Raw genomic sequence first — 24,283 nt, forward strand, 5'->3', positions numbered from 1 at the left:
TTATCCGTATCGGTCGGGGGCGTGATGTGCAATGTGGCCTGGGCGGATGCGGGTGCCGTCGCCGGGTGCGCCGCCGTTGTGGCTGGTCGCGCAGTTCCCCGCGCCCCTGAGAGCGAGCTGCGCTCGCTCTCAGGGGCGGTCGCGGGCCCTCAGCTCCGGAAGTGGCGTTCCAGGCCGCGCCACACGTCGTCGTAGGACCGCTGCAAGTGACCGGCCTCGGTGGCCTGGGGGGTGGCCGTCACGGGCCAGCGGGTTTCGAACATGAACGCCAAACCGTCATCGACCCGCTGCGGCACCAGCTCGGCGGCGCTGGCCTTGTCGAAGGTCTCCCGGTCGGGGCCGTGCGCCGACATCATGTTGTGCAGCGACCCGCCACCCGGCAGGAAGCCGGAGGCCTTCGCGTCGTAGGCGCCCTCGATGAGCCCCATGTACTCACTCATCACGTTCCGGTGGAAGTACGGCGGACGGAACGTGTCCTCGCCCACCAGCCACCGCGGCGCGAAGACGACGAAGTCGACACCGGCGAGCCCCGGAGTGTCCGACGGCGAGGTCAGGACCGTGAAGATCGACGGGTCGGGATGGTCGTACGAGATCGAGCCGATGACATTGAAACGGCGCAGGTCGTACACGTACGGCACGTGAGTGCCGTGCCAGGCGACGACGTCCAGCGGAGAGTGGTCGTACGTCGCGGACCAGAGGTTGCCGCAGAACTTGTTGACCACCTCGACCGGGCCCTCGACGTCCTCGTACGCGGCGACCGGCGCCCTGAAGTCCCGGGCGTTCGCGAGGCCGTTGGCCCCGATCGGGCCCAGGTCGGGGAGCTGGAACGGCGCCCCGTAGTTCTCGCACACGTAACCGCGCGCACTCCCGTCGAGCAGCTCCACCCGGAAGCGGACCCCGCGCGGGATCAGCGCGACCTCGCCGGGACCGGCGGCGAGCAGCCCGAACTCGGTGCGCAGCAGCAGCCCGCCGCGCTCGGGCACGATCAGCAGTTCGCCGTCGGCGTCGCTGAACACCCGGTCCGTCATCGAGGAGTCGGCGGCGTACAGGTGCACGGCCATGCCGGTGCGCTGCGTCGCGTCCCCGTTGCCGCCCAGCGTCCACAGGCCCGCCAGCCAGTCCGTGCCGGGCGCGGGGTCGGGCAGCGGGTTCCAGCGGCGGCGGTTGGGGTCGGGGACCGAGTCGGTGAAGGGGGCCGTGCGCACCGTGCCGTTGTCCGTGCGCGTGAACTCGGGGTGCGCGGCCGAGGGGCGGATCCGGTACAGCCACGAGCGCCGGTTGTGCGCGCGGGGCTCGGTGAACGCGGTGCCGCTGAGCTGCTCCGCGTACAGCCCGAGCGGGGCGCGCTGCGGTGCGTTGCGCCCCTGCGGCAGGGCGCCCGGCACCGCCTCCGAGGCGTGTTCGTTGCCGAAGCCCGTCTGATAGGCCAGGGCCTCGGCCGTCTTGCGTGCGTCCCCGCTCATGAATCGCTCCCTCGCCCCTCGTCCATGATTCCTATGCTCAACCGTAGGATTCGCGATCGGCCCACGCAAGACGCCGTCCGGCCGGATTCGATCTCCCGCGGGCGCCCCCCTGGGGCCCCGCGCCTCCCCCTGGAGTCCTCCTCCCCGAGACGGATCCGAAAACGTGAACGGTCCCTTACTGTCCGAGCATGCCCAGGACGACCCCGGCCCGTGCCCTCGCCGCCTCCCTCCTCGCCTGCGCCCTCGTGACGGGCCTCGCCGGGTGCGGTGCCGACGACGGCGGCCCGCGCCAGGTCGGCAAGGTGCTCGACACGACCGACGACGACGGCCGCCACTTCCGGCAGGTCCCCGGCGACGACGCCCCCGGCGTCGGCCTGATCGTGCAGCCCGACCCGCGGCCCGACGGCGGCTGGGACATCAAGGTCCGGGTGCGCAACTTCCGGTTCAGCCCGAAGGACGCGGCGGCCCGCCCCGTGCACGGCCGCGGCTACGCCCAGCTCTACCTGGACGGCACCCGCCTGTCCCGGCTGCGCGCCGTCGACTACCGGCTGCCCGGCACCCGCCTCAGCCGCGGCACCCACAAGGTCACCGCCCGGCTCTACGCCGACGACGGCACGGTCTGGGCGGTCGAGGGCAGACCCGTCGAGGCCACCGCCGACCTCACCGCGTCCGGCGCGGAGACGGCATCCCCATCTCCCTGAACCGGCCGTAGGGTGACCGGCATGCCTCATCCGACCCCCTTGCGCCGTACGCCCGTCCAGCAGCGCAGCGCCGAGCGGCTGAGCCGGATCCTCGACGCCTGCGCCGATCTCCTCGACGAGGTCGGCTACGAGCAGTTGAGCACGCGGGCCGTCGCGGGCGCCGCCGAAGTGCCCATCGGCTCGGTCTACCGCTTCTTCACCAACAAGCGCGCCATGGTCGACGCCCTGGCCCAGCGGAACCTGGAGCGGTACGCGGAGCGCGTCACCGGACGCCTCGGCACCATCCCGGCCGACGACTGGCGCGCCGCGATGGACGCCATCCTCGACGAGTACCTCGCCATGAAGCGCACCGCGCCCGGCTTCTCCCTGGTCGACTTCGGCACCCAGATCCCCGTCGGCGACCCCGACTCCGCGCCCAATCTGCGGGTCGCCGACACCCTCACCGACCTCCTCGCCCCGCACCTCGGCCGGACCCCCGACGACGCGCTGCGGCGCACGTTCCTGGTGGCGGTCGAGGCCGCCGACGCGCTGGTGCGGCTCGCGTTCCGGCTCGACCCGGCGGGCGACCCGCGGATCATCACCGAGACCAGGGAACTGCTGCGTGCGTACCTCGCCCGCACCCTCGACTGATCTACGTAAAGCCGTGACCTGGAGTTTTGCGCTTATTGCTCGCGTGTCAACGTCTTGTTAACGCTGACGGACGGGCCCTAGCGTCTCGCTGACCGCCGACCCCCGGGCGGAAGTTCAAGGGCGAACGACGTTAGGAACCCCCTCCATGCTGACGATCCTCGGATTCGTCATGATCGCCACCTTCCTGGTGCTGATCATGATGAAGAAGGTGTCGCCGATCGCGGCGCTCGTGCTCATCCCGGCGCTGTTCTGCGTCCTGGTGGGCAAGGGAGCGCACCTCGGTGACTACGTCATCGCCGGCATCGGCGACCTGGCACCCACCGCCGCCATGCTGATGTTCGCGATCGTCTACTTCGGCGTGATGATCGACGTGGGTCTCTTCGACCCGATCGTGCGCGCCATCCTGAAGTTCGCGAAGGCCGACCCGGTGCGGATCGTCGTCGGCACCGCGGTGCTCGCCGCGATCGTCTCCCTGGACGGCGACGGCTCCACCACGTTCATGATCACCGTCTCGGCGATGTACCCGCTGTACAAGCGCCTGAAGATGAGCCTGGTCGTGATGACCGGGGTCGCGGCCACCGCCAACGGCGTCATGAACACCCTGCCCTGGGGAGGCCCGACCGCCCGCGCGGCGACGGCCCTCAAGCTGAACGCCACCGACATCTTCGTCCCGATGATCCCCGCGCTCGGCGTCGGCCTGCTGTTCGTCTTCGTCCTCGCGTACGTGCTGGGCCGCCGCGAGCGCAAGCGCCTCGGCCACCTCTCCCTCGACGCCCCGGCCGAGGTCACCGAGACCGAGACGGTGACGGCCGAGGAGAAGGTCCTCGTGGGCGCCGGTGCGGGTACCGGCACCGGTGGGGGCAGCGGGAGCGGCGGTGCCGCGCCCTCCTACCGCAACGAGGACGGCGAGACGTTCACCGGACTCGACCCGAACCGCCCCACCCTGCGGCCGAAGCTCTACTGGTTCAACGCGCTGCTCACGGTCGTCCTGCTGACCGCCATGATCATGGAGCTACTGCCCATCCCGGTCCTGTTCCTCCTGGCCGCGGCGCTCGCCCTCACCGTCAACTACCCGCACATGCCCGACCAGAAGGCCCGCATCGGCGCCCACGCCGAGAACGTCCTCAACGTCTCCGGCATGGTCTTCGCCGCCGCCGTCTTCACCGGCGTCCTCCAGGGCACCGGCATGGTCGACCACATGGCCGAGTGGGTCGTCGGCGGCATCCCCGACTGGATGGGCCCGCACATGGCCCTGGTCACCGGCGTCCTCTCCATCCCCTTCACCTACTTCATGTCGAACGACGGCTTCTACTTCGGCATCGTGCCGGTCCTCGCCGAGGCCGGGGGCGCGCACGGCGTCTCCGCCGTCGAGATCGCCCGCGCCTCCCTCGTCGGGCAGCCGCTGCACATGTCCAGCCCGCTCGTCCCGGCCGTGTACGTGCTCGTCGGCATGGCGAAGGTCGAGTTCGGCGACCACACCAGGTTCACCGTGAAATGGGCCGCGCTGACCGCGCTCGTCGTCCTCGGCGCCGGTCTGCTCTTCGGGATCGTGTGACCTGCGTTGAGCCGTACCTGGCTGCTGCGCCTCGTCATCGCCTTCAGCTTCGCGCAGGGGGCGGTGTCGATGGCGCGGCCCGCCGTCTCCTACCGGGCGCTCGCCCTCGGCGCCGACGAACGCGCCGTCGGTGTCATCGCGGGCGTCTACGCGCTGCTGCCGCTGTTCGCCGCCGTGCCGCTCGGGCGGCGCACGGACCACGGCCGATGCGCCCCGCTGCTGCCGGTCGGCGTCGCCCTCATCGCGGGCGGCTGCGCGCTGAGCGGCCTCGCGAACTCCCTTGCCCGGATGGCCGCCTGGAGCGGCGTGATGGGCCTCGGCCACCTCTGCTTCGTCATCGGCGCCCAGTCGATCGTGGCCCGTCAGTCCGCCCCCGACGAACAGGACCGCAACTTCGGCCACTTCACGATCGGCGCCTCGCTCGGGCAGCTCATCGGGCCGATCGCGGCGGGCGCGGTGATCGACGGTGCCGACATGGGCGGCACCAGCGCGCTGGCCCTGCTGATCTCGGCGGCCGTCTGCGCGTTCGCCCTCACCTCGCTGTGGCGCATCGAGGCCCGTCGTGCGGATTCCGGTACGCGTACGGGGGTGAGCGCGCCCCGGGTTCCCGTGCACCGCATCCTGCGTACCCGGGGTGTGCCCGGCGGCATCTTCATCAGCCTCGCCGTGCTGTCGGCCACCGACATCCTCACCGCGTACCTGCCGGTGGTCGGTGAGCATCGCGGTATCGCGCCCGCCGTCGTCGGTGTGCTGCTGAGCCTGCGCGCGGGGGCCACCATCGCCTGCCGCCTGGTCATGACCCCGCTCATCGACTGGCTGGGCCGGGCGTTGCTGATCACGTCGACGTGTCTGCTGGCGGCGGTGCTGTGCGCGGCGATCGCCTTTCCGGTGCCGGTGTGGGCGCTGGCCGTGATCCTCGTCCTCCTCGGATTCTGCCTGGGCGTGGGCCAGCCCCTGTCGATGACCACGGTCGTCCAGGCGGCCCCGCCGGACGCCCGCTCCACGGCTCTGGCCCTTCGCCTGACCGGGAACCGGCTCGGGCAGGTGGCGGCGCCGGCCTCGGCGGGCCTCATCGCCGGGGTCGCGGGTACGGCGGCGCCCTTCGTGATGCTGGGCGGCTTGCTCCTCGTCGCTTCTGGTCTGGGCCTGCGCGGGGGGACTCCGTCCCGTGTGCCGGGTCCTGTGCGCCGCGGCCGCTCGCGCAGTTCCCCGCGCCCCTAGGCGGCCTTTCGCGCGCGCCACCGTCGTGGCTGGTCGCGCAGTTCCCCGCGCCCCTGGGTTGTACGTCGGCTGACGGCCGGTGGCCGCTTCTCGCGCAGTTCCCCGCGCCCCTGAGATGCGCACTTCGTGCGCCATCTCATCAAGAGAGGCGCACCCCGCCTGCCGCCTCAACTAGAGAGGCGCACCCCGCCCGCCGCCTTATCAAGAGCGGCGCCCCCGCCGCCTGATCGTGAGGCGCGCGAAGCGCAGCCTCAGGGGAGGCGGCGCGAAGCGCCTGCCTCAGGGGCGCGGGGAACTGCGCGACCAGCCACGACGAGTGGCGCGCGTGGGAACTGGTTTTAGGGGCGCGGGGAACTGCGCGACCAGCCACGACGAGTGGCGCGCGTGGGAACTGGTTTTAGGGGCGCGGGGAACTGCGCGAGAGGCGGCCACCGGGCCGCGCTCGGGGAAATGCGCGATCAGTCACGGCCACAGGCATGGTCGGTCGCCGCGTGGGCGTTCTGCACCGCCGTCATCCCGGCCGGGTATGGAAGACCCCGTGCCAGAACGGCCACCTCGGCCAGAGCCCCGGGCTCGGCCAGGGCCACCGCGAGGATCACCCCGGCATCCACCTCGGCGAGCCGCTCCCCGGACCCCCGAGCCCGCTCCACCTCGGCGGCAGCGACCCGCGACGCCAACTCCCGTTGCCCGCAGAGGAAATGACCCCAAGCTGCCAGCACCGGCGCCTCGGTGTCCGAGACCAGCTCCGACACCCGCCCGGGCACCCCCAGCCGCAGAGCCACCTCGGCACGAGCGCTCCGCACCTCGAAACGGGCCTGCCGGTCCATGCCCACGGCTCCCTCGGCCCGGTCGAGCAGCGGCACGGCAGCCTCCACGTCACCGCCCCGCATCCGCACCCGGGCCAGCGCGGCCAGCGCATACGGCAGCGACCACGTGTCGTCGTCCCCGTCGACCCCCGCCACAGCCCCCTCGGCCAGCTCCCGAGCGGCATCGAACTCACCCAACAGCAAGCGGAGTTCGGCCAGATTGGCCCGCTCGAACGCGGCCGCCGTCGGATCCCCCGACTCCTCGGCGAGCCCGAGCGCCCGCAACCCCGTACCGACGGCATCCCGCAGCCGCCCCTCGCGCCGCGCGTTCTCCCGCAGCACCGACAGCACCGCGCCGAGCAGCGCCGAGTCCCCGTACGACTCGGCCGGAGCGAGCGCCCGGTCGGCGGCGGCGCGGGCCTCCTGGAAACGCCCGGCCAGCGCCAGATTGGTGGCCTGCCCCGCATGGCAGCGGGCCTGCAACCCCTGCCCGGTGAGGCCGGGCACCCGCAGCGCGGCGGCCAGCGCCTCCCGGGCGGCCTCGTACCCGGCCGCGTACCGGCCCTGCACACCGAGCGCCACGCCCAGGGCGAGCCCGTGGGAGGCGGCTGGTTCGGGTCCGGTCTGCGCGCCCGGCGGATGGGCGTGCAGGACGTCGAGGCCCGCCTCCGGGTTCTCGGCCTTGACGAGGGTCTCGGCGAGCCGGGCCGCCGCGAGCACGGTGTCGTCGTGGTCGCCGCGCCGCACGAACTCGGCGAGCGCGAGCCGCAGCACCTCGGCCGCCCGCGCGAAGTGCCCCATGCGGCGCAGGACCTGGGCATGGCCGAGCCGGGCGCGGGCGGCGTCCACGTCGAGCCGGGCGACCAGGTCGCGGTAGTAGCGGTCGGCGGTGTCGTTGGCGTAGACGGCGGCGGCCCGTTCGGCGGCCCGGCGCAGATACTCGGCCGCGCGGGGATCGTCGGCGCGCGCGAAGTGCGAGGCGAGCGTGTCGACGGCGTCGGGGCGGCGGCGCAGCACGGTCTGCGCGAACGCCGCGTGGAGCTGGCGGCGGCGGACGACCGTGAGCTGTTCGTAGCAGGTGAGCCGGACCAGCGGATGCCGGAAGGCGAGGCCCGCCTGGGCCCGCCCCGCGACCACGACCTGCCGTTCCTCGACGAGAGCCGCGCCGATGGCGTCCTCCAGGGCGGCCACCGCCTCCACGGGCGGCCGCAGCCCGTGCTCGGCGACGTCCAGCAGCTCGCTCAGCGCGACCTCGCCGCCCGCGACGGCGAGCGCCTCCACGACCCGCCGGGTGTCCCGGCCGAGCCGCCCGAGCCGCTCGCCCACCAACTGCCGTACGCCGTCCGGAGCTTCGTCGCCGACCGGGCCGCGGGCGAGTTCGAGGGCGAAGAGCGGATTGCCGAGGGAGAGTTCCCAGACCCGGTCGAGGCGCTCGGCGGGGGTGCCGGCGTCGCGGATCACGGCCAGGCAGGCGTCGCGGCCGAGCCGGGCCACGTCCTCGCGGGCGGCGAGCCCGGCCCGCCGCAGCGCGGCCAGGGCGGACCGGCGCGGATCGCCCCCGGGCAGCTCCTCCTCGCGGTACGTCACGAGGAACCGCAGTGCGGGCACCCGCCGCGCCAGATGACTCAGCAACTGGAACGAGCCCTCGTCGGCGGCGTGCAGATCGTCGAGGACGACCAGGACCGGCCGGGTGGCGGCGAGTTCGCCGAGCAGGGCGCCCGCCGCCCGGAACAGCCGGTCCCGCTCCTCCTCGGGGCCCCGCTCACCGCCGGCCCCGACCCGCCCCAACGACGGCAGGAAGGCGGCCAGTTCGGGATACTCGGCGCCCACCCGGGCCCGTTCCCCGGCGTCCCACTCGGCGAGCCAGCCGTCGAGGGCCTCGGCGAACGCCCCGTACGGGGTGTGCCCCTCGGCGTCGTGCCCGCCGCCCCACAGCACGGCGGTCCCGGCCGCGGCGGCCCGGCGCGCGGCCTCCCCGGCCAGGCTCGTCTTGCCGACTCCGGCCTCGCCGGTGAGCAGGGTGACCGGCGGTCCCTCGGCGGCGAGCAGCCGGAGGAGAACGTTGTCACGGCCGTGCAGTGGTCCGGCTGCGGGAGCCCGCAGCGGGGCGGGCAGCGACGGCGCGGTCAGCGCGGGAGCGGGGGAGTCGGTCAGCGCGAGCCGGTGCAGCCGCTCGGTCTCGGGCCCCGGCCGCACGCCCAGTTCGGCGTCGAGCGCCGCCCGGCACGCGTGGTACTGGCGCACCGCGAGCCGCCGCAGCCCCTGGCGCAGATACGCCTCCATCAGGATCCGGTGCGCGGCCTCCTCCGCGGGGCCCGCGGCCAGGATCCGCTCGGCCGTGGCGACCGCGTCGGCGAGGGAGCCCTGCGCCATGTGCGCGGCGGCGAGCGCGAGCTGCACCTCCTCGCGCAGAACGGCCAGCTGATCGCGCCGTGCCTGCGCCCAGTGCGCGTACCGGTCCTCGGGCAGCAGTTCGCCGGTGAACAGGCCGAGGGCGGCGGTGAGCCGTCCGGGGTCCCGGGAGGCGAGCGCGGCCCGTGCCGCCGTCTCGGCCTCGTCGGCGTCGATCCGTACGGTGGCCGGATCGAGACGCAGCAGCGCGCCGTCGGATATCAGGTACGAGGAGCTGGCCCGGGGCGCGAGTTCGGGTTCGAGGGCGCGGCGCGCGGCGTGCAGGGCGACCCGCAGGCTGCCGGTCGCGGAGTGCCGGTCGGCGTCCGGCCAGCAGATGTCCATGGCCTGCTCGCGGTGGAGCCGGTGGTCGGGGACGACGGCGAGCAGCTTCACCAGGGTCTGCGCGCTGGGCCGGGCCCAGCGCCCGGCGGGCGCGGGGCCGCTGTCACGAGTCGCCGTGAAGCCGCCGAAAAGGTGCAGACGCAGCAGCGGAGCGGCCGACATCGTGCTGTCCGCCTGCTGCTTGCTCATGAGGGCGCAACTGTAACCGAGCGACATGTGAACCCCCTGGGCGAGGCCCAGGGGGTTCATGAGACAGCGGCTCGGGTCAGGAGAGCTTGTACGTGGTGACCTGGTGGATGCCGTTGTCGGTCACGTAGTAGCCGCCGCCGAACAGTCCGACGGTGCGGTCCCGGCCGGAGTCGTCGCTGTTGAGCGACATCACCTCGTCGACACCGTCCCCGTCGAGGTCGCCCGCGAAGTAGTTCCGGGCGCCCATGAGCGTGATGCCGGCGACGGGGTCCTCCCAGCTGTCCTGCGAGTCGAGAATGCTCGGGTCGTAGATGCCGAGCCCCGACTCGGAACCGGACACCAGCAGCTCACGGCCGCCGGGACCGGTCATGAAGCCGCCGCCGTACGACGTCGGCGTGGTGAGCTGCGTCTTGTCGTCGCCGTTCGCCCGGTACCTCCGGAACGACGCCGTGTCGCCCGAGTACAGCACCCCGTCCTTCGCGAAGTAGCTGTTGTGCGTCCACAGTCCTCCGGCGAGCCCGGAGTGCAGCACCTCGCCGGTCCGGCCGTCGCGGATCTCGAAGTAGTTCTGCGGGTTGAGCGAGTCGTTGGCGGTCTTGAGCGGCGCGACGACACCCCACAGATAGATCACCGCGTGCCCGTCGGCGTACGGGATCTCCTTGGAAGCGAAGACGCCCTCGTTGGGGATGGCCGTGCGGATGCCGCCGACCGCGTTGTCGGGCGCCTTCGGAGCGACGGACCAACGGGCCCTGCCGGTCTTCGCGTTCAGCGCGACCGCGTCGGTGACCGGGGCGTCCAGGCCGAACGCGTCGAGGCTCGCGTACGACGCGTAGACCCGGCCGTCGCCCACCGAGGCGTCCGCGAAGCGCACGTCGCCCGCGGCCTTCGGCGCGCTGTACGTCCACAGGGCGTGGCCGTCGCCGTGGTAGGCGCGCAGTGCGTCCGTCGGCACGAGGAGGTCCTGTGCGCCGTCGCCGTCCAGGTCGGTCAGCTGCACCGAGCGGACGAACCGGCCCTCTCCGGCTGCGATGGTGGCGAGTGTCCTGCCAGTCCTTCCGTTCAGGACGACCGTCGCGGTGTCGGCGGCGACCACGATCTCGGGCCTGCCGTCGCCGTCGACGTCACCCAGCTCGATGTCGTGGACCGCACCCGGCAGGGTGGCCTGCCACAGCTTCTCGGGCTTGCCGCCGTCGACCAGCGACGGACCCGAGTATGCGAACACGCCGTTCGACTCACCGCCCATGACCAGGTCGGCCTTGCCGTCCTTGTTCAGGTCCGTGCTCCTGGCGTAGGCGATGTCGCCCTGCAACGGCGTGACGCCCTCCGCCTTGCCGTTGCCCACCTTGTAGGTGCGGATGTTCTGCGTCAGGTCGACGACCCGTACGTGCGTGCCCCGGTCGTCGCCGTAGAGGTCCTGGTACATCGGCGCGGCGGCGACGCCCTTCTGCTGCCACTTGACGGCGCCCTTGCCGGAGAAGACGGTCAGGGACGCGTAGCGGTTGCCGCCGCGGTTGCCGGGGTCGTTGATCTCGCGGTCGTCCTGGGCGGACGCGACGAGCGAGCCGTCGGCGACCCCGAGCCCCCAGACGCTGGGCGCGTCGTGGCTGTTGTCTGCGTCGCGCTTGATGGTGCTCGACCACAGCGGGCTGCCCGGGTCGGCGCCGTCGACGACGCGGACGGTGCTGGCGTTGACGTAGTAGTTCTCGTCGAGCGAGGACTCCGCGACGGCGTACTCGTCGCCCGCCTTCGCGCCGAGGTCACCGACGGTCAGCGCGGTCGGCAGCACGTTCTCCCGGGCGTCCAGCGTGGCGCGGTGACCCGTCTTCAGGTCGTACGAGGCGACCTCGTAGCGCACCGCGTCCGTGGCGTCCGCCTGTTCGATCGCGACGAGCCGCTTGCGGCCCGCGTCGAGGCGCAGCTTGCGGCTGTAGAGCATGCCGTCGGACTGCCAGACGGTCGCGCCGTCGGCGGTGTCGAGCACGAGGGTGCGCCCGCGCGAGTCGACGCCGTCGTCCTTGCCGAGGTTCCAGGAGACGGCGATCCGGCCCTTGCCGAGGTCCTGGATGTCGCCCCAGTTCGCGTACCGGGCCTCCTTGCTGTCGTACGTCCACGACTGCGCGGGCGTCAGCCTGCCGTCGGTGCCGGTGGAGAACCGCATGCCCGTCAGGGTCAGCGTGGCACCGGCCGGGACCTTCGCGTCGCCGCTCATCCGGGGCGCGTCGGCGATCAGCAGCGTGCCGTCGACGATCTTCACCATGGAGGCGTGGTTGTACAGCTTCGACCAGACCGTGGTGCCGGTCCTCCCGTCGAGGACGGTGACGAACGTGCCGGTGCTGAGGTCCGAGCCCGGAGAGGTGAAGGCGCGCGGGTACGGGGTCGCGCCGACCAGCGCCGTGAACACCAGGTCCGGGACGCCGTCGCCGGTCAGGTCACCGGTCGCGTAGCCGGAGTCGGAGTTGGCGGAGAACGGCGAGACCGCGTTGTAGCCCATGAGGATCTGCGCCGGGTACGGCTCGGTCCGCCAGGGCTGGAGCGGCTTGACCTGCCAGTCGGTGAAGAAGGAGCTGCCGGCGCGCGCCCACTTCTCGCTGCCGTCGGCGGCGTGCCGCTGCACGTAGCCCATGCTGTTGACGGAGAAGTAGTCGCCGTTCCTGCCGACCGGCACCGTGGCGCCCATCCCGCGCACGCCCTCCAGCGTGGACTTCGCGGTCATCGTCACCTTGGTGTCCGGGCCGGCGGCGTCCGACGCGGGAGCGGTGTCGTCGGCCTTCTGGGTACCGGTGGTGTCCTCGGCCGTGACGTACGGGTCGAGCGTGACCTCGGCGGCCAGCTTCTTCGCCTCGGCGCTGCTCAGTTTCATGACCGGGCCGCTGTCGTCGGCGGCCAGGGCCTGCGGGGCGGCGGTCAGGCACAGCCCGGCCGCGATCAGCGCGGAGGCGAGCCGCACGGCCCGCCGCGAGTGGTGGGCTCTCATCACTTGGCTCCCTGCACGAAGCGGACGGCGGTGCCGTCGGTGAGGACGGACTGGTTGTACGCGTACTGGAGGGCGTCGGTGCCGTTCTGGTCGGCGATGCCGACCGTGGCGCCCGCGCCCCTGTCGGCGACCGACCGGTACTGAAGGGTCACGGCGCCGGTGGCCTCGTCGAAGACGGCCTCGAAGGTGGCACGGCCCGAAGTGCCGTTCGCGTAGGCGGCGTTGTTCCACACGACGGCGAACGTGCGGCTGCCCTTGGTGCCGGTGGTGGCCGTCTGCACGGAGGACTTCTTGTCGAGCGTCAGGTCGTCCCACAGCGGGGCGACGATGCCCTTGACCCCGTTCACGCCGGTCGTCGGCAGCGCGGTGTTGCTGTAGTCGCCGACGCGCGAGGACAGGAAGTTGATCAGCCCGTCGGTGGTGACCGAGGCGGAGGAGTACGGGACGCCGTACAGCTTCACCGGGAAGGGCAGCGCGACCGTCGCCGCGTCCTCGTCGCCGGTGAGGGCCACCTTCTTCGTCCCGGCGATCCACGAGTACGCCGCCGGGGCACAGGAGTTGGACGCGTTGTCGGTGCGGTTCGGGACCTGGACGTTCTTCGCCAGGCCGTCGGCGCCGACGGTGGCGGAACCGGTGTAGACGCCGTTGCACAGGACCGGAGCGGCGGGCTTCACCGTCAGGCTGTAGGAGCCCTCGGCGACCTTCGCGAAGGAGTACCGGCCCTTCGCGTTCGTGGTGACGGCGTCCAGCGGCGTACCGGTCAGCTCGACCTTCGCGCCCGGCAGGGGCTTGCCGGTGACGTCGGCGACGGTGCCGGAGACCTGGTGCGAGGCGACCGGGGTCAGCGCGATGTCCTGGGTGAAGGCCTGGTTGTCGGTGAGGGTGACTCCGGCGGCCGAGCCGTTCGCGTAGCCGTAGCCGCCGAACGTGAAGGTGTACGTGCCCGCGGGCAGCGGCAGCCGGTAGCTCCCGTCCGTCCCGGTGGTGACCGTGCGGGTCGTCCCGGCGCCCTCGGCCTTCACGGTGACGCCGGACAGCGCCGTGCCGGTGGCCTTGTCGGTCACCTCGCCGGTGACGACGGCCGCGGTGTGCGGCGCCTTGTCGACGGAGGCGAGGATGTCGAGCCTGCCCTCGCCCCATACGTTGTTCATGCCGGCGGTGCCGCCGCAGTGGGTGTCGTCGACGTCACGGGCGCCCTCGTTCAGCAGCGCGCGGGTCTCGTCGATCTTGCCGATCAGTGAGGGGGCCGCCGACCACAGCAGCGCCACCGCGCCCGCGACGTGCGGAGTCGCCATCGACGTACCGGACTCGGTGTTGTACGCCGAACCCGGCCACGTGGACTGTACGTTGACGCCCGGCGCCGAGATGTTCGGCTTCGCCGAACCGTCGACCAGGGACGGGCCGAAGCCGGAGAAGGACGCGATCGTGCCGGACGAGTCGTACGCGCCGACGCCGTAGGACGGGGCCTGCGAGCCGGGGGCGTGCGCGGTGGAGCAGGTCTTGCCGTCGCCGTCGTTGCCGGCCGCGAACGCCTCGAAGATCCCCGCGGAGTTCCAGGCCTCGACGATGTCCTGGTAGAACGTCGTGTCGCCGCCGCCCCAGGAGTTGTTGACGATGTTCGGGGCCAGGTCCGGGCGCGGGTTCTGCCCGTTGTGGTCGGTCGGCGCGAGGATCCACTGACCGGCCGCGAGCAGCGACTCGTCCGAGCAGGAGGAGGACTCACAGCCCTTGGCGGCGATCCATTTCGCGTTCGGGGCGACGCCGATGCCGTGCCTGCCGACCATCGTGCCCATCGTGTGGGTGCCGTGGCCGTTGTTGTCGCACGGGACGCCGCCGGTGCCGCACTGACCCGTCGGGTCGTAGAAGTTGTAGTCGTGGGTGAAGGTGCCGTCGCCGTTGTTGCCGCGGTACTGGGCGACCAGGTCCGGGTGGTCGTACTGCACACCGGAGTCGACGTTGGCGATGACGATGCCCTCGCCGCGGTCGTCGTACTGGTTCCAGACGTCATCGGCGTTGATGTCGGACACGCCCCACTCCGGGGTGTCGTCACCGTTCGCGGACGAGTCGGTGCGCGACGAGGTGACCTTGCTGTCGGCCGTCTCGATGTCGTCGAGCTTGTAGTGCTGCTCCTTGACGACCGACGCGACGTCCGGGCGCTTCGCGAGCTCGTTCACCAGCCGCTCGCCGCCGGTGACCTGGACGGCGTTGGCGATCCAGTAGTCCTTGTGGCCGACCTTCTTCTTGTCGAGGAAGGACGTCAGCGGGGCCTGCGTGTCCGCGGCCTTCGCGCGCAGCTCCTTGAAGGCGGCCTTCGCCTTCGCGGCGTGCGTCTTCTGCTTCTTGGCGGCGGACAGGTCGGCCCGGTCCTTGAGGACGACGAAGAACGTCGCGTCGCCGCCCTCGGCGACGGCGCTGCTCAGCGACGGGTCGATCTTCGCGGTGGCGGCCGCGGACGGGGTGTCGGCGGCGACGGCCGGTATGACGCCGGCGGTCAGAGCGGTCGCGGTGAACGCGGCCGCCGCCCAAACGGCTGTTCTGCGCCGTGGCGGTCGGGGCAGGTGCATCGGGGGCACTCCTCCGGGAACGGTACGGGGGAGTGCGCACGCTAGGAAGGCGCCGTTACTGAGGAATTACCGGCGGCGTGACGGGGGTCTCCGGCAGGTCCCTGGCGCCGGAAAACTATCACCGCTAGTTTGGGATGCGATCACGCATCAGCTCGGGAGGAGAGCCATGAAGGCCCACGACGGGATGTACATCGGCGGAGAGTGGCGCGCCGCCGCCAGCGGCGAGACGATCGCCGTCGTCAACCCGGCCGACGAGTCGGTCATCGGCCATGTCCCCGCGGGCACCGCCGAGGACGTCGACGCCGCCGTACGAGCCGCCCGCGCCGCCTTCCCGGCCTGGGCCGCCACGCCCCCCGCCGACCGCGCGGCCCGCATCGCCGCCCTGCGCGACGTCCTCGTCGCCCGCAAGGACGAGGTCGCCGAGACGGTCACGGCCGAGCTGGGCGCGCCCCTGCAGTTCTCGCAGACGGTGCACGCGGGCGTACCGATCCTGGTCTCCGGCTCGTACGCCGAGCTGGCCGCCTCCCACCCCTTCGAGGAGAAGGTCGGCAACTCGACCGTCTACTCCGAGCCGGTCGGCGTCGTCGGCGCCATCACGCCCTGGAACTACCCGCTGCACCAGATCGTCGCGAAGGTCGGCCCGGCCCTCGCCGCGGGCTGCACGGTCGTCCTGAAGCCGGCCGAGGACACCCCGCTCACCGCCCAGCTGTTCGCCGAGGCGGTCGACGAGGCCGGCATCCCGGCGGGCGTCTTCAACCTCGTCACCGGCATCGGCGCGGTCGCGGGCCAGGCGCTCGCCGAGCACGCGGACGTGGACCTGGTCTCCTTCACCGGCTCCACGGCGGTCGGCCGGCGGATCGGTGCCACGGCGGGCGCCGCCATCAAGCGCGTGGCACTGGAACTCGGCGGCAAGTCGGCCAACGTGATCCTGCCCAGCGCCGACCTCGCGAAGGCCGTCAAGGTCGGCGTCGCCAACGTCATGGGCAACTCCGGCCAGACGTGCAGTGCCTGGACCCGGATGCTCGTCCACACCGACCAGTACGACGAGGCGGTCGAGCTCGCCGCCGACGCCGCCGCCAAGTACGGCGACCGCATCGGCCCGCTCGTCAACGCCAAGCAGCAGGCCCGGGTGCGCGGTTACATCGAGAAGGGTGTCGAGCAGGGCGCCCGGCTCGTCGTCGGCGGCACCGAGACCCCGCACGAGAAGGGCTACTTCGTCGCCCCGACCGTCTTCGCGGACGTCACCCCCGAGATGGCCATCGCGCAGGAGGAGATCTTCGGCCCGGTCGTCTCCCTCATCCGGTACGAGGACGAGGAGGACGCCCTGCGGATCGCCAACGGCACCGTGTACGGGCTCGCGGGCGCGGTCTGGGCGGGTGACGAGGCGGAGGCCGTGGCCTTCGCGCGCCGCATGGACACCGGCCAGGTCGACATCAACGGCGGACGGTTCAACCCGCTGGCCCCGTTCGGCGGCTACAAGCAGTCGGGCGTCGGCCGGGAACTCGGCGCGCACGGCCTCTCCGAGTACCTCCAGACCAAGTCCCTCCAGTTCTAAGGGAGTCACCGATCACCATGGTCCGCGCCGCTGTCTGCACCGCCGTCGGTTCCCCGCTGGAGATCACCGACATCGACCTGCCCGAGCCCGGCCCCGGGCAGGTCCGCATCAAGCTCGCCGCCGCCGGGGTCTGCCACTCCGACCTGTCCCTCACCAACGGCACCATGCGCGTGCCGCTCCCGGCCGTCCTCGGCCACGAGGGCGCCGGTACCGTCGTCTCCGTCGGCGACGGCGTCACGCACGTCGTGCCCGGCGACGCGGTCGTCCTCAACTGGGCTCCCTCGTGCGGCGACTGTCACGCCTGCTCGCTCGGGGAGGTCTGGCTGTGCGCCAACGCGCTGGCCGGTGCCGGCGCCGTGTACGCGCGGCGGGCCTCCGACGGTTCCGATCTGCACCCCGGGCTGAACGTCGCCGCGTTCGCCGAGGAGACGGTCGTCGCCGCCAACACCGTGCTGCGGGTGCCCGACGGGGTCCCGCTCACGGACGCGGCCCTGCTCGGCTGCGCCGTTCTCACCGGCTACGGCGCGGTCCATCACTCCGCGCGGGTCCAGGAGGGCGAGACCGTCGCGGTGTACGGCGTCGGCGGGGTCGGGCTCGCCACGCTCCAGGCCGCGCGCATCGCGGGCGCCTCGAAGGTCATCGCGGTGGACGTGTCCTCGGAGAAGGAGGAGCTGGCCCGGCGGGCCGGTGCCACCGACTACGTCGTCGCCTCCGAGAACACCGCCCGCGAGATTCGCGGGCTCACCGGCAAGCAGGGTGTCGACGTGGCCGTGGAGTGCGTCGGCCGTGCCGTGACGATCCGTACCGCCTGGGAGTCCACGCGGCGTGGTGGCCGCACCACGGTCGTCGGTATCGGCGGCAAGGACCAGCAGGTCACCTTCAACGCCCTGGAGCTCTTCCACTGGGGGCGCACCCTGTCCGGCTGCGTCTACGGCAACTCCAACCCGTCCGAAGACCTCCCCGTCCTCGCCGACCACGTCCGCGCCGGCCGCTTGGACCTGTCCGCCCTGGTCACCGAACACATCACCCTGAACGACATCCCGTCCGCCTTCGACAACATGCTGGCGGGCAAGGGCGGCCGGGCCCTGGTGCTCTTCTAGCCGCGACTCGGGCGGGGGCCGACTGCGCAGTTCCCCGCGCCCTTGGGTCGTCTTTCATCCGCGCCACCGTCGGGGGCTGGTCGCGCAGTTCCCCGCGCCCCTGGGTTGTCCTTCGGGTGCGGCCCGGTGGCCGCTTCTCGCGCAGTTCCCCGCGCCCCTGAGATGCGCACTTCGTGCGCCATCTCATCAAAGAGCCGCGCCACCGCCGCCCCACCAGGAGAGCCGCGCCACCGCCCCATCGAGAGAGGCGCGCCACCGCTGCCCCATCGGGAGGCAGACCACCGCCCCCCATTGGGAGGCGCGCGGAGCGCAGCCTCAAGGGGAGGCGGCGCGTAGCGCCTGCCTCAGGGGCGCGGGGAACTGCGCGAGAAGCGGTCACCGGCGCGCGGACGGAGAACGACCTAGGGGCGCGGGGAACTGCGCGACCGGCCACGACGGTGGCGCGGGTGAAAGACGACCCAGGGGCGCGGGGAACTGTGCGACCGGCCACGACGGTGGCGCGGGTGAAAGACCGCCCAGGGGCGCAGGGAACTGCGCGACCGGCCACGACGGTGGCGCGCCTGACCGACGACCCCTCAGGGGCGCGGGGAACTGCGCGAGAAGCGGCCACCGGGCCGCACCCGAAGAACCACCCAGGGGCGCGGGGAACTGCGCGGCCAGCCACGACGGTGGCGCGCCTGACCGACGACCCCTCAGGGGCGCGGGGAACTGCGCGATCAGCCACGACAAGAGCCGCGGCCGAAGAACTGCCCAGGGGCGCGGGGAACTGCGCGACCAGCCCCCGCCGGCCGGTAGCCGGGCGACGGCCCAAGAGGCGACCCGTGCTCGAAAGGCGGCCAGAGATCAGCGCCCGGCACCCGCAAGCGCCGCGTACTGCGCCGACAACCCCTCCAACAACGCCGAAAGCCCCGTCTCGAAGGCCCGGTCGTCGATCAACTCCTGCCGGTCGGCCAGCAGATGGGCCTGCCCGAGATGCGGATAGTCGGCAGGGTCGTAGGCGGTCTCGTCGTCCACGAACCCCCCGGCGAACGACCCGAGCGCAGACCCCATCACGAAATACCGCATGAGCGCGCCGATGGACGTGGCCTGAGCCGCAGGCCACCCGGCATCCACCATCGCCCCGAACACGGCGTCAGCCAGCCGCAGCCCGGCAGGCCGCCGCCCGGGCCCGCGCGCGAGCACGGGCACGATGTTCGGATGCTCGCGCAGCGCGGCGCGGTACGAGACGGCCCAGTCGTGCAGCGAGGTCCGCCAGTCCCGCGCGTCCCCGGCGTCGAACATCGACAGATCGACCTGCGCGCTCACCGAGTCGGCGACGGCCTCCAGGATCTGGTCCTTGGTGCGGAAGTGGTTGTAGAGGGACGGCCCGCTCACCCCGAGCTCGGCCGCGAGCCGCCGCGTGGAGACGGCGGCGAGCCCCTCGGCGTCGACGAGGGCGCGGGCCGCGTCGACGATGCGGTCTCGGCTGAGGAGGGGCTTGCGCGGTCGGGCCATGGCGCACATAGTAGGGCTGTCCCCTTAAAACTAGCAGTGCTAATTTAAAGAGAGAGTAGTCGGCCATGGATCTGGAGCTGAACGAGGAGCAGACGGCCGTCCGCCGGCTCGCCAAGGACTTCGTGGACCGCGAGATCGCGCCGAACGTCGTGACGTGGGACCGCGCCGAGGAAGTCGACCGTTCGATCGTGAAGAAGCTCGGCGAGGTCGGCTTCCTGGGCCTGACGATCGACGAGGAGTACGGCGGCTCCGGCGGCGACCACCTGTCCTACTGCCTGGTCACGGAGGAGCTGGGCCGCGGCGACTCGTCGGTGCGCGGCATCGTCTCGGTCTCCCTCGGCCTGGTCACCAAGCCGATCCAGCAGTGGGCGAACGAGGAGCAGAAGCGGTACTGGCTGCCCCGGCTCACCGCGGGCGACGCACTCGGCTGCTTCGGCCTGACCGAGCCCGGCCACGGCTCCAACCCGGCGGAATTGCAGACGAAGGCCGTCCGCGACGAGGCCACCGGCGATTACGTCATCAACGGCACCAAGATCTTCATCACCAACGGCACCTGGGCCGATGTCGTCCTGCTCTTCGCCCGCACCAACGACACCCCGGGCCACAAGGGCATCTCCGCCTTCCTGCTCCCCACCGACACCCCCGGCCTGACCCGCAACACCATCCACGGCAAGCTCGGCCTGCGCGGCCAGGCGACGGCCGAGCTGGTCCTGGAGGACGTCCGGGTTCCGGCGAGCGCTCTGATGGGCCCGGAGGGCAAGGGCTTCTCCGTCGCCATGTCCGCCCTCGCCAAGGGCCGGATGTCGGTCGCGGCCGGCTGCGTCGGCATCGCCCAGGCCGCGCTGGACGCGGCCGTCGGCTATGCCAAGGAGCGCGAGCAGTTCGGCAAGCCCATCGCCTCGTACCAGCTGGTGCAGGAGATGATCTCCGACATCGCGCTCGACGTGGACGCGGCCCGGCTGCTGACCTGGCGCGTCGCCGATCTGATCGAGCGCGGCGAGGACTTCCAGGTCGCGGCCTCGAAGGCCAAGCTGTTCGCCTCCGAGGCCGCCGTGCGCTGCGCGAACAACGCCCTTCAGGTCTTCGGCGGTTACGGCTACATCGACGAGTACCCGGTCGGCAAGCTGCTGCGCGACGCCCGCGTCATGACCCTCTACGAGGGCACCAGCCAGATCCAGAAGCTCATCATCGGCCGTGCCCTGACGGGCGTATCGGCGTTCTGAGGCCCAGCCGACTGAGTACGCGGATGAGTACGGGAGCGGATGGGGCTTCGGCGCCGTCCGCTCCATGCTGTGCGCATGAGTGAGACACCGGTCAAGCAGCAGAACACCACGGCCTACTACGGCCAGGCCATCGCGTCCTTCGCCGTCGCCCTCGCCGCCGTCGCCATCGGGATCTACCGGCTCGACGCGAGCGGCTGGATCCGGGCCTTCCTGGCCATCTCGATGCTCTACCTGACGACGTCGGCGTTCACCCTCGCCAAGGTGATCCGGGACCGTCAGGAGGCCGACCAGATCGTCAGCCGGGTCGACAAGGCCCGCATCGACAAGATCCTCGCCGAGCACGACCCGTTCAAGCCGGTCGCCTGAGTCACGCCCCCGGCTCCGCGCGAGCGAGACAGTCGATCCGGTAGGCGCCCGTACGCGCGTCCCGGTGGACTCCGTGGATCTCGCTGAGGAAGCCGGGGAAGGCCCGGTCGCGGGCTTCGAGGGCGGCCAGGAAGCGCAGGACGGTCCCCGACGCCGGGCCGCAGTTCTCGCCGGGCATCAGCAGCGGGATCCCCGGCGGGGTGACCACGATCATCGCGGCGGCGGTGCGGTGGGCGGCGTCGCTCAGGGGAAGGAGTTCGGAGGGCCGGCCGGCCGTGCGCCGGTAGGCGTCCTCGGGGGTGCGGTCCGCCGGGGGCGCCGTCGTGTGCGCGCGGTCCAGCAGCTCCGCGTGGCCGTGGTCGGTGAGATGGGCGTGCATGCGCCGGCACAGCTCGCGCAGGGTGATCCCGCGATAGTGCCCGGGGTGCGCGGCGACCAGCTCCGGCAGGACGTCCGCCAGACCGGCGTCGCCGTCGTACAGCTCCTTGAAGTCGAGCAGGGCCCGCAGCAGGGCGTGCCACTTGGCGCGGGTCGTGCTCAGGGAGAACAGCACCAGGGCCGTGTAGTCGCCGGCCTTCTCGACGGTGATGCCCCGGGTCAGGAGGAAGGCGCTCAGCACCGGCGCGGGGACGCCCCGGGGCGTGCTCTCCCCGGACGCGGTGACGCCGGGGCACAGCAGGGTGACCTTCAGCGGGTCCAGCAGGCAGTAGCCGTCCTCCAGGCCGTCGAACCCGTGCCATTCCGCTCCCGGTTCCAGCTCCCAGCAGGACGGCTCCGCCGTCAGCAGCTCGGCCGGCGCCTCCGCGAAGGGCGTCCGGCGACCGGTGGCGGGATCCGTGACGTGCGGCGGCTGCCAGACGCCGAAGAACCAGCCGTCCTCCCCGCCGCCGGACGCGAGCCGCGCGGCGGTGCGGGCCATGGCCTGCCGGAAGGCCACCGCCTCGCGGACCGCATCGGCGATGAGCTCCGTACCGGGCTCCCCGTCCATCATCGCGGTGGCCACGTCGAGGGAGGCGATCATCGGGTACGACGGCGAGGTGCTGGCATGCATCATGTACGTCTCGTCCAGCCGCCTGTCCTCCACCGGCGCGCGCGGCGCCGACTTCACATGCAGCATGGCCGCCTGGGACAGCGCCGCCAGCATCTTGTGCGTGGACTGCGCGGAGAAGACGGTCGGCCTGACGGCGTCGGGCAGCTCGCCCTCGGTCACCGCCATCGCGTAGCGCCCGCGGTAGAGCGGATGGAAGTGCGCGTAGCCGAACCACGCCTCGTCGAACAGGATGCGGGGCACCGCCCGGGCGAGCAGCGCGGCGGACCGTACGGTGTCGTAACACAGGCCGTCGTACGTGGAGTTGGTGAGGACGGCCAGATCCGCCGGCGCGGTGTCCAGCTCGGCGGGCGGGACGGGGCCGATGAGGCCGTAGCCGTTCCGGGTGGGGTTCAGATAGCGGGGCCGGGCGCCGCTGAGGACCAGCGCGTGGAGCACCGCCTTGTGGCAGTTGCGGTCCACCACGGCGCTCCGGCCCGGGCCCAGCGCGTAGTGCCCGACGATGCGGTCCGTCGTCGACGTGCCGTTCAGGACGAATAAGGTCCGGTCCGCACCGAACACCCGCGCGGCATTGGCCTCGGCCGCACCGATCAGACCGGAATGTTCGAGCAGCGAGCCGAACTCGGCGACGGAGACCGAGATGTCACCGCGCAGGAAATCCTCCCCGCAAAAAGCGTGGAACCGCCGGCCCGCCTCCGACGTGAGAAAAGCCCGGCCCGCCGCATGGGCGGGCGTGTGCCACGACGTCGTGTCGCGCCGGGTGTACTCCTGGAGCGCGTCGAAGAAAACCGGTCGGCCCGAATCGGCGCGTTCCCGGATGACACTCAGAATTTTCTCCGCGTTCTCCTCGGAGGCGTCGCGGCCCAGCCGGATCCGTCCGGCCTCGCCCGGCACGCCGGGCGGGGACGCGGCCGCGTCCGGATCGGCCAGCAGTACGAAGAACGGTACGGAGGCGAAGAGCCGGTCCACCGCCCGGTGCGGCGGCGCGTCCGTCAGCAGGCGGCTGTCCACCACCGCGGCGGCGGTGGCACCGTCCCCGGCCGCGGGCAGCCCGGCCGCCACCTCCACCTGAAGCCCCTCCGCGCGCAGCAGGTCACGCCAGACGCCGAGATCGTGGGCGGTCGGGCCGTCGAGGCCACCTCCCAGGTATGCGCAGATCCGTGTGACGGTGTGCAATTTTCGCTCCTTTCCTCGACGGGTGACCGGCGCGTATCGAAATCCATTGAATTTCAATCGCCGGAACCACGTACCCGCCCCCGGAGCGGAGAAAGGCGGAAGGCACGGGCGCACCGCACCATTCAGGGCCCGGAAACATGCGCTCCCGGTTCGCCGGTGCGCCCGGAGCGGCAAAAGCTTCCGGGACGGAATTGTGATCCGGCCAGTGGAGTGGAATTCCCGTACGTCGGAAAAAGGTGCATCCGAAACGCGGATCGCCCGCGAATACCGCCGCCCTGCCCTAAGCGCCCGCTCAGCTCGGAGGGTATGGTGAGGCGCAGCCCCACCGACAGGATGTGAGCGGAGCGATGACGCAGGACGAGCGGGTCGACGGCCGGCACCCCGAAGACGCCGACGAGATGCCCTGGGCCGAGGTCACCCCCGACGCCGCCCGGCGCCTGCTCGTCGCCGCGGTCGAGGCCTTCGCCGCGCGCGGCTACCACGCCACGACGACCCGGGACATCGCCAGCCGCGCCGGCATGAGCCCGGCCGCGCTCTACATCCACTACAAGACCAAGGAGGAGCTGCTCCTCCGCATCAGCCGCATCGGCCACGAGAAGGCGCTGCGGATCCTGCGCCGGGCCGCCGACGCCGAGGGCACGCCCACCGAGCGGCTGGCCGAGGCGGTGCGCTCCTTCGTCCGCTGGCACGCCGGACACCACACCACCGCGCGCGTGGTCCAGTACGAGCTGGACTCCCTCGGCGACGAGCACCGGCCGGAGATCGTGGCGCTGCGCCGCGAGAGCGACGCCGCCGTGCGCGAGATCATCGAGGACGGGGTGGCGAAGGGCGAGTTCCAGGTGCCCGACGTGCCCGGCACCACGGTCGCGATCCTCTCCCTGTGCATCGACGTGGCGCGCTGGTTCAACACCCAGGGCCGCCGGACGCCCGACGAGGTCGGCGTGTTCTACGCCGACCTCGTCCTCAGGATGGTGGGAGCCGCGCCCCGCGCGTAGGTTCCCTCCGGTTGCTCAGAGGTAGTAGCGGGACACCGACTCGGCGACGCAGACCGGCTTGTCGCCGCCGTCCCGCTCCACCGTGAACGCCACCGACACCTGTACACCGCCCGCCACGTCCTCCACGGACGTGATCTTCCCGGTGGCGCGCAGCCGCGAGCCGACCGGGACGGGCGCGGGGAAACGCACCTTGTTCGTCCCGTAGTTCACGCCCATCTTCACGCCCTCGACGGCGATCAGCTGCGGGCCGAACAGCGGCAGCAGCGACAGCGTCAGATAGCCGTGCGCGATCGTCGTGCCGAACGGCCCGGACTTCGCCCGCTCCGGGTCCACGTGGATCCACTGGTGGTCACCCGTGGCCTCGGCGAACCCGTCGATGCGGCTCTGCTCGATCTCGACCCAGTCGCTGTGTCCGAGCTGCTCGCCGACGGCGCCCTTCAGCTCGTCGACGTCCTTGAAAACCCGCGGCTCCGCCATGCTGCCCATC

The 24,283-nt window shown here is 72.1% G+C and carries 16 protein-coding genes; 9 read left to right on the top strand and 7 right to left on the bottom strand.

The window, feature by feature from the left end:
- Positions 1-149: 149 nt before the first annotated feature.
- Complete coding sequence (gene hmgA, locus K377_RS27160) at positions 150-1,463, bottom strand: homogentisate 1,2-dioxygenase (protein WP_111666163.1); 1,314 nt, start codon at positions 1,461-1,463, stop codon at positions 150-152.
- Positions 1,464-1,651: 188 nt separating this feature from the next.
- Here hmgA and K377_RS27165 point away from each other — a divergent pair, with 188 nt between their 5' ends.
- From K377_RS27165 to K377_RS27180, 4 genes are all read left to right on the top strand, one after another.
- Positions 1,652-2,164 (top strand): hypothetical protein, encoded by a 513-nt coding sequence (locus K377_RS27165; RefSeq protein ID WP_111666164.1) that lies wholly within the window; start codon positions 1,652-1,654, stop codon positions 2,162-2,164.
- Positions 2,165-2,185: 21 nt separating this feature from the next.
- A complete protein-coding gene (locus K377_RS27170; RefSeq protein ID WP_181512654.1) occupies positions 2,186-2,794 on the top strand; it encodes a TetR/AcrR family transcriptional regulator in 609 nt (202 codons plus the stop codon).
- An 88-nt stretch (positions 2,795-2,882) separates the two neighbouring features.
- Entirely contained in the window at positions 2,883-4,349 is a 1,467-nt protein-coding gene (locus tag K377_RS27175; protein ID WP_258395139.1) for a CitMHS family transporter, read from the top strand.
- Between the two features lie 6 nt (positions 4,350-4,355).
- The gene (locus K377_RS27180) at positions 4,356-5,570 is read left to right on the top strand and encodes an MFS transporter (RefSeq protein ID WP_111666167.1); all 1,215 of its coding nucleotides are present in this window, start codon (positions 4,356-4,358) and stop codon (positions 5,568-5,570) included.
- A gap of 458 nt (positions 5,571-6,028) precedes the next feature.
- Here K377_RS27180 and K377_RS27185 read toward each other — a convergent pair whose 3' ends face one another.
- The 3 genes from K377_RS27185 to K377_RS27195 all read right to left on the bottom strand — a co-directional run bounded on the left by K377_RS27185 (position 6,029) and on the right by K377_RS27195 (position 14,839).
- Entirely contained in the window at positions 6,029-9,301 is a 3,273-nt protein-coding gene (locus K377_RS27185) for an AAA family ATPase (protein WP_111666275.1), read from the bottom strand.
- A gap of 76 nt (positions 9,302-9,377) precedes the next feature.
- Positions 9,378-12,275, bottom strand: a complete 2,898-nt coding sequence (locus tag K377_RS27190; RefSeq protein WP_111666168.1) for a VCBS repeat-containing protein — start codon at positions 12,273-12,275, stop codon at positions 9,378-9,380.
- On the bottom strand, positions 12,275-14,839 hold the full coding sequence (locus K377_RS27195; RefSeq protein WP_111666169.1) for a S8 family serine peptidase: 2,565 nt from the start codon (positions 14,837-14,839) through the stop codon (positions 12,275-12,277). Before K377_RS27195 ends, K377_RS27190 begins: the two co-directional genes overlap by 1 nt.
- A 166-nt stretch (positions 14,840-15,005) precedes the next feature.
- On the opposite strand from K377_RS27195, the gene K377_RS27200 reads away from it, so the two are divergent.
- Entirely contained in the window at positions 15,006-16,394 is a 1,389-nt protein-coding gene (locus tag K377_RS27200) for an aldehyde dehydrogenase family protein (RefSeq protein WP_111666170.1), read from the top strand.
- A 17-nt stretch (positions 16,395-16,411) separates the two neighbouring features.
- The gene (locus K377_RS27205) at positions 16,412-17,494 is read left to right on the top strand and encodes a Zn-dependent alcohol dehydrogenase (RefSeq protein WP_111666171.1); all 1,083 of its coding nucleotides are present in this window, start codon (positions 16,412-16,414) and stop codon (positions 17,492-17,494) included.
- Between the two features lie 843 nt (positions 17,495-18,337).
- Here K377_RS27205 and K377_RS27210 read toward each other — a convergent pair.
- On the bottom strand, positions 18,338-18,988 hold the full coding sequence (locus tag K377_RS27210) for a TetR/AcrR family transcriptional regulator (RefSeq protein ID WP_111666276.1): 651 nt from the start codon (positions 18,986-18,988) through the stop codon (positions 18,338-18,340).
- 65 nt (positions 18,989-19,053) lie between these two features.
- Here K377_RS27210 and K377_RS27215 point away from each other — a divergent pair, with 65 nt between their 5' ends.
- Both K377_RS27215 and K377_RS27220 read left to right on the top strand, forming a co-directional pair.
- A complete protein-coding gene (locus K377_RS27215) occupies positions 19,054-20,211 on the top strand; it encodes an acyl-CoA dehydrogenase family protein (RefSeq protein ID WP_111666172.1) in 1,158 nt (385 codons plus the stop codon).
- A 75-nt stretch (positions 20,212-20,286) separates the two neighbouring features.
- The gene (locus K377_RS27220) at positions 20,287-20,577 is read left to right on the top strand and encodes a YiaA/YiaB family inner membrane protein (RefSeq protein ID WP_111666277.1); all 291 of its coding nucleotides are present in this window, start codon (positions 20,287-20,289) and stop codon (positions 20,575-20,577) included.
- A 1-nt stretch (position 20,578) separates the two neighbouring features.
- Here the strand turns inward: K377_RS27220 and K377_RS27225 are convergent, their stop codons facing one another.
- On the bottom strand, positions 20,579-22,801 hold the full coding sequence (locus tag K377_RS27225) for an arginine decarboxylase (RefSeq protein ID WP_111666173.1): 2,223 nt from the start codon (positions 22,799-22,801) through the stop codon (positions 20,579-20,581).
- Between the two features lie 347 nt (positions 22,802-23,148).
- Here K377_RS27225 and K377_RS27230 point away from each other — a divergent pair, with 347 nt between their 5' ends.
- Positions 23,149-23,796 (top strand): TetR/AcrR family transcriptional regulator, encoded by a 648-nt coding sequence (locus K377_RS27230; RefSeq protein WP_111666174.1) that lies wholly within the window; start codon positions 23,149-23,151, stop codon positions 23,794-23,796.
- Between the two features lie 15 nt (positions 23,797-23,811).
- Here K377_RS27230 and K377_RS27235 read toward each other — a convergent pair whose 3' ends face one another.
- Positions 23,812-24,273, bottom strand: a complete 462-nt coding sequence (locus K377_RS27235; protein WP_111666175.1) for a MaoC family dehydratase — start codon at positions 24,271-24,273, stop codon at positions 23,812-23,814.
- Positions 24,274-24,283: the final 10 nt, after the last annotated feature.

The organism is Streptomyces sp. PsTaAH-137 (genome assembly GCF_003259365.1).
Lineage (GTDB): Bacteria > Actinomycetota > Actinomycetes > Streptomycetales > Streptomycetaceae > Streptomyces.

Coding starts and splice junctions, on each gene's coding strand:
- K377_RS27210 (WP_111666276.1), bottom strand. CDS start 18,988: ATGGCCCGACCGCGCAAGCCCCTCCTCAGCCGAGACCGCATCGTCGAC.
- K377_RS27230 (WP_111666174.1), top strand. CDS start 23,149: ATGACGCAGGACGAGCGGGTCGACGGCCGGCACCCCGAAGACGCCGAC.
- hmgA (WP_111666163.1), bottom strand. CDS start 1,463: ATGAGCGGGGACGCACGCAAGACGGCCGAGGCCCTGGCCTATCAGACG.
- K377_RS27190 (WP_111666168.1), bottom strand. CDS start 12,275: ATGAGAGCCCACCACTCGCGGCGGGCCGTGCGGCTCGCCTCCGCGCTG.
- K377_RS27235 (WP_111666175.1), bottom strand. CDS start 24,273: ATGGCGGAGCCGCGGGTTTTCAAGGACGTCGACGAGCTGAAGGGCGCC.
- K377_RS27185 (WP_111666275.1), bottom strand. CDS start 9,301: ATGAGCAAGCAGCAGGCGGACAGCACGATGTCGGCCGCTCCGCTGCTG.
- K377_RS27220 (WP_111666277.1), top strand. CDS start 20,287: ATGAGTGAGACACCGGTCAAGCAGCAGAACACCACGGCCTACTACGGC.
- K377_RS27205 (WP_111666171.1), top strand. CDS start 16,412: ATGGTCCGCGCCGCTGTCTGCACCGCCGTCGGTTCCCCGCTGGAGATC.
- K377_RS27200 (WP_111666170.1), top strand. CDS start 15,006: ATGAAGGCCCACGACGGGATGTACATCGGCGGAGAGTGGCGCGCCGCC.
- K377_RS27170 (WP_181512654.1), top strand. CDS start 2,186: ATGCCTCATCCGACCCCCTTGCGCCGTACGCCCGTCCAGCAGCGCAGC.
- K377_RS27195 (WP_111666169.1), bottom strand. CDS start 14,839: ATGCACCTGCCCCGACCGCCACGGCGCAGAACAGCCGTTTGGGCGGCG.
- K377_RS27165 (WP_111666164.1), top strand. CDS start 1,652: ATGCCCAGGACGACCCCGGCCCGTGCCCTCGCCGCCTCCCTCCTCGCC.
- K377_RS27215 (WP_111666172.1), top strand. CDS start 19,054: ATGGATCTGGAGCTGAACGAGGAGCAGACGGCCGTCCGCCGGCTCGCC.